Source organism: bacterium, from assembly GCA_037131655.1.
Lineage (GTDB): Bacteria > Armatimonadota > Fimbriimonadia > Fimbriimonadales > JBAXQP01 > JBAXQP01.
Map to the genome: position 1 here is coordinate 1 of JBAXQP010000215.1, position 4,635 is coordinate 4,635.

Annotated in this window: 2 protein-coding genes; one reads left to right on the forward strand and one right to left on the reverse strand. The window is 47.6% G+C overall.

The genetic code is table 11. From position 1 onward, the window contains the following. A partial coding sequence (locus tag WCO51_09860) for a hypothetical protein (GenBank protein ID MEI6513563.1) occupies window positions 1-2,694 on the forward strand: 2,694 nt, incomplete at its 5' end. Between the two features lie 126 nt (window positions 2,695-2,820). Here the strand turns inward: WCO51_09860 and WCO51_09865 are convergent. Further along, a complete protein-coding gene (locus WCO51_09865; protein MEI6513564.1) occupies window positions 2,821-4,335 on the reverse strand; it encodes a dockerin type I domain-containing protein in 1,515 nt (504 codons plus the stop codon). Window positions 4,336-4,635: the final 300 nt, after the last annotated feature.

Here is a 4,635-nt window from a genome sequence, read left to right on the forward strand (position 1 = left end):
ATAATGCTTTTCCCAGGTTTATTCATCGGGGGTGGACCTTCCGCGAATGAACCGCCAGCAAGTGATATTAAGCAGATCGTGAAACGCTTTAACCAGAAGGAAAAGAATACGGATATGGTTGTGCGTTTGATGCTAAACCGTCCTGCAGCCTATGCGCGGGGTGAAAAGTTGAGCAATCTGCCGCCAACGATGCTTGAAGTGCTTGGATCATCAGCGAGTTCAACTGTGCAGCTTGCGCGCGATGATATCAAGAAAACTTTGCCGATGCAATATATCGTTTCAGGCTCGCAGATGTTTTATATCACTGTTGTTAGGAAAGACTCATCCGATCAACCCCAACCGCCAACAATGCCTTCTTTTCCATCCGCATCCCCGTCGATGATTACTCCGATGCCAACAATGCCATCAATGCCGATAAGCGAAGATGGTGAGCAGGGAAGCGATGAAGAGAGTGTAAAGGTTAATCTTACGAACAGATTTGATATACCTCCATCAAACACTGACACTTTCGAGGGGATTCCTGAGGAAGAGATCAAGATGGATTTCCCGGTACCGCCGGCAGCCTCAGCTACACCGAGCGCTATGCCTGCATTTCCAACTCCTTCTGTAGGCACAAGTCCGGTAGGTAAGCCGGTCACTCGCCAAGTCCAAATATGGCGTCAATCAGGTTATGATGCCTTTTCATGTGGAGAAATAATCGGCACAACGGTAACCAGCAACGGAATGATAAAGCTCGCTCCCGTGCTTAAACCCTTTGCTTCATTGAAAGACCCTATTATATGGTCGATGGTTTCTGATAACGCAGGGCATGTTTATGCCGGAACAGGTCATGATGGGGTGATTTATGTTCTTAAGGATGATAAGTTCGTTAAGTTTGCCAAACTCCCCGATCAGGAAGTTACGGCGTTGTGTGTAGGGTCTGATGGTCAACTCTATGCTGGAGCCTCGCCTAGCGGGGTCGTCTACAAGATAGGTTCGGATGGCTCCTCAAACGTATTTGCTAAAACGGAACAGCGATACGTACTTTCACTCCTATTCGGGCAGAATGGCGTCCTCTACGCAGGATCTGGCGCAAATGCTTGGGTTGTTTCGATATCGCCATCAGGTATGGTTAAGCCGTTGCTGAAATCCAACGATAGTCATATCACCTCTCTGACGCTTGCCACAAATGGCGATTTATATGCCGGTACGAGTGATTTAGGATTGGTTTATCGCATTAAGCCCTCCGGTCAAACCGAAGTTATTTATGACTCCAGTGAAGCTACAATCTCAGGATTAGCTGCTGATGATAAGGGCAATTTGTTTGTAGGCACATCTCCTCGCGGTCTGATGTATCGAATCGGATCGGACGGGGTCGTTCGTAACCTCAAAGACAAACCCACTGGAGCCGTAAGAGCGATGATGTGGGACGGCAAGACGGCGTTTTCACTTACTGCCGGTGCGGTATGGGAAATTGGTTCGGACGATACCGTAGCAGCGTTCTATGAAGAAAGACCGTTGTCCTATCTATCGATGGCTAAAGCTTCTGATGGGACATTCTATATTGGCACGGGCAGCGCTGGCGAGATTATGCGCGCAACTCCTAAGGGAACCAGAGGAACCTATATCAGCCCCGTACATGATGTCAAGCTGACCGCGAAATGGAGCCGTATCGAATGGGTAGGCGATGAGGGAATAACTCTTTCCACAAGGACAGGGAACACTCGCGAGCCGGATTCCACTTGGAGCGCATGGTCAATCCCTTATGCTTCGAGTGGTATGCAAGTGTTAAGTCAACCGGCACGCTTTGTGCAATATAAAGCCGTTTTGAGTGCAGGGGCGACTGGTTCACCGGCTCTTTCGCAAGTGTCGATTTCATTTCTTCCGCAAAATCAGCCGCCTGTTCTTAAACTTGCTTCCCCCTCAGCGGGGGACTCGATATTTGGTAAACAGACCGTTCGATGGGAAGCAACCGATCCTGATGGGGATACATTGGATTACCGCCTCTATTGTTCAGCCGACCAGGGTCAAACATGGCAGTTAATTGAAGGTAGTAAAAAGAACGAGCAAACAGTAACAATAACATCCCCAACGGGGAAAGATGGCACTCCTACCGAAGCTGAAATGCTTAAAAAGCTTACGGATGATATCAATACCCGAACGGATATTCCCGATTCGACCAAGAAGATGCTGCTTGCCCAAGCGCCTGAGATGGTAAAGAAAATGAAAAACGCAGTGCCCGATTCGCCAGTCATTAACCCATCTGCGAATACAAAACTGCGCGCAACCAGCTTGGAGTGGGATACATCAAAAGTCAAGGACGGCCAGTATCAGTTAAAGGTCGTTGCAAGCGATCGCCCAAGCAATGGGAACGGGGCGTTAGACGCTGAGATAGTATCAGCGTTATTTAAAGTCGTTAACGCTACCCCCAGCATCACGGTTGCAAAGGATGCCGTTGCCGTTCAAAGTGATAAGTCCGTCACGGTAATGGGTTTCGCCAGCCAAAGCCTTCTCTCAATTACAGCAGTTCAATTTAGAGTAGATAATGGTGATTGGTTGAGCGCTGAGGCGTTAAACGGGGTATTTGATGAAGGTATGGAGAGATTCACTTTCGCAACTGAGCCTCTCTTCGTCGGTTCGCACACGATTGAAGTTCAAGCGTTCAACTCAGCTGGCAACTCATCAACCACAAAACTTACATCGGTAGTTAAGTAGATGTCTTATAACTCATAAGTGATGTTGCTTGGCGAATAAATGCACGTCTGCGGATAAAGCCATTCAAATAAAATAAGCCAGTCAGGTATTCCTGACTGGCTTATTGGTTTTTAAGAGTAAGACGGCTTAGGTGCCGGAGGTTGCGAATTTACCGATGACATTAAGAAAGTCTAAGTCATCCGTTTTACCATCGCCGTTACCGTCGCCAATGAGCTTAAGCACAGGATCGGTTGATCCGAAGTTGCCGATGACACTAAGGAAGTCCAAGTCATCAATCTTGTTGTCATCATTGGTATCGCCGCACTGCAGCATAAAGGACGGTGTGGTGCCCGCACCGGTTACCGTTTGGCTCAAAGACTTGGCAGCCTTCACTTTGATCGTGTGCTCACCAGGAGCTAAGCTAAGGGTAAAGCTACCGCTCGAACCACTGCCCGTAAGGGTCTTGACCACAGGCGTGCCGCTATCAACGGTTACGGTCACGGTCGGCAGACTTGTGCCATTCCAATCCTCCAGTGTGACTGTGCAGACAAAGTCCACGGTTGTTGGCACACCCGCAACGACATCAATCCCAGTGATTCCTACGCCAGATTCGAGGGTCCTGAGGAGTCCGCCAGAGAGGTCATAGACACCGACGCCGGCGCCAGTAGCGAGTACCAGTTTGTTATTGACATAGTCAATGTCGGTAACACCCTCCCCCGCGCTGCTTCCTGTAATGAAAGCAGCGTTGAGGCAGGTCGTGCCTGTTGGATCAAACATAGCTACTGTCGAACTGTTGATGATCATGTAGATGTTGTCCTGACTGTCTAAGGTGAAACCACGGGCTTCGGTTGCTCCCGTAACCCCCATAGCTGTCGCATCGAGGACTAGGGTGGGCGTAAGGGAGCCATAAGCGGCGTAACTGTTATTGGCTTCAACGAAGCCACCACCAGTAAAGTTCTTATTGATTTTGAACAGCCTTGCATTCCCAGAGTCCTTGCCCAATGTCCAGTATGCGTCCTGGCCAACAATTTGAACATCAGCATAAGCTGCAGTGTTTGAGCCGCCTGCAGGCCAAACAGCAGACTGAGGCGAAAGAACCCGAGCCTCCTCGTGTATCAACAACCTGGAATAAGAATTGTATTTAACACAGCCGTCACTTTTCAAGCGTATTAGTTGGTACTGGTCGACAAAAAATGCCTTAGAGTAACTATTACCAAGCTCATTGGTGGACATTTCCCAGTCGTGGTCAATCCCTAAAACAAGATATCGACTTTCTATGTCGATGAGTTGCTCGCCCACTGGTTGGTTCTCTACAGCGTTATCGTGTACGTTGTAATTAGAGAGTGGAGTTAAACCAGTAGCATAGTTACCAGCTAATAGCCAACCTTGTTGCGGATCGTCATAATTACTGGGCATTGAAAGTCCAGTAATAGGCGCATAAGAACTGGACGTTCTATACGTGTAGGGAACGCCGGCATTCAATACCGCACGTCCTAAAGGGTTGTAAAGGGCGCCTGTGTCGATATCATAGCTGCTTTGGTAGTTCACTCTTTTACCAATTACTACAACGTCTTGTGAACCAGCGTAGTCGATCCCGGCGAAAGCAATACCCGAGAACATCAGAACTGCTAGTGCTGAGAGAAACAAGATTCGATACTTCATCTGTGGAAGCCTCATTATCATTTTTAAATGATAGTTAGTTTTCAAACCTGTTGCACCAAAAGTGTGCAATTTTTATTATACAATACATTTGCTTGTTTATTAAAAAAATTTGATTTTCTTTTGATTATTCTAAGGTTGATGCATATTTATAGTTAATTTGCAGGGGGTAAAGTATTAGCTTTGCGTGACTCTCTGATTATAGAAAACCCATAGATGTCGGTTTAACTCCTGTGATCACTTGCCATCGCTTGCAGGACTCGCGTATGCCATTAATGAAGCTATTGTATCAAAGCTTAGGGG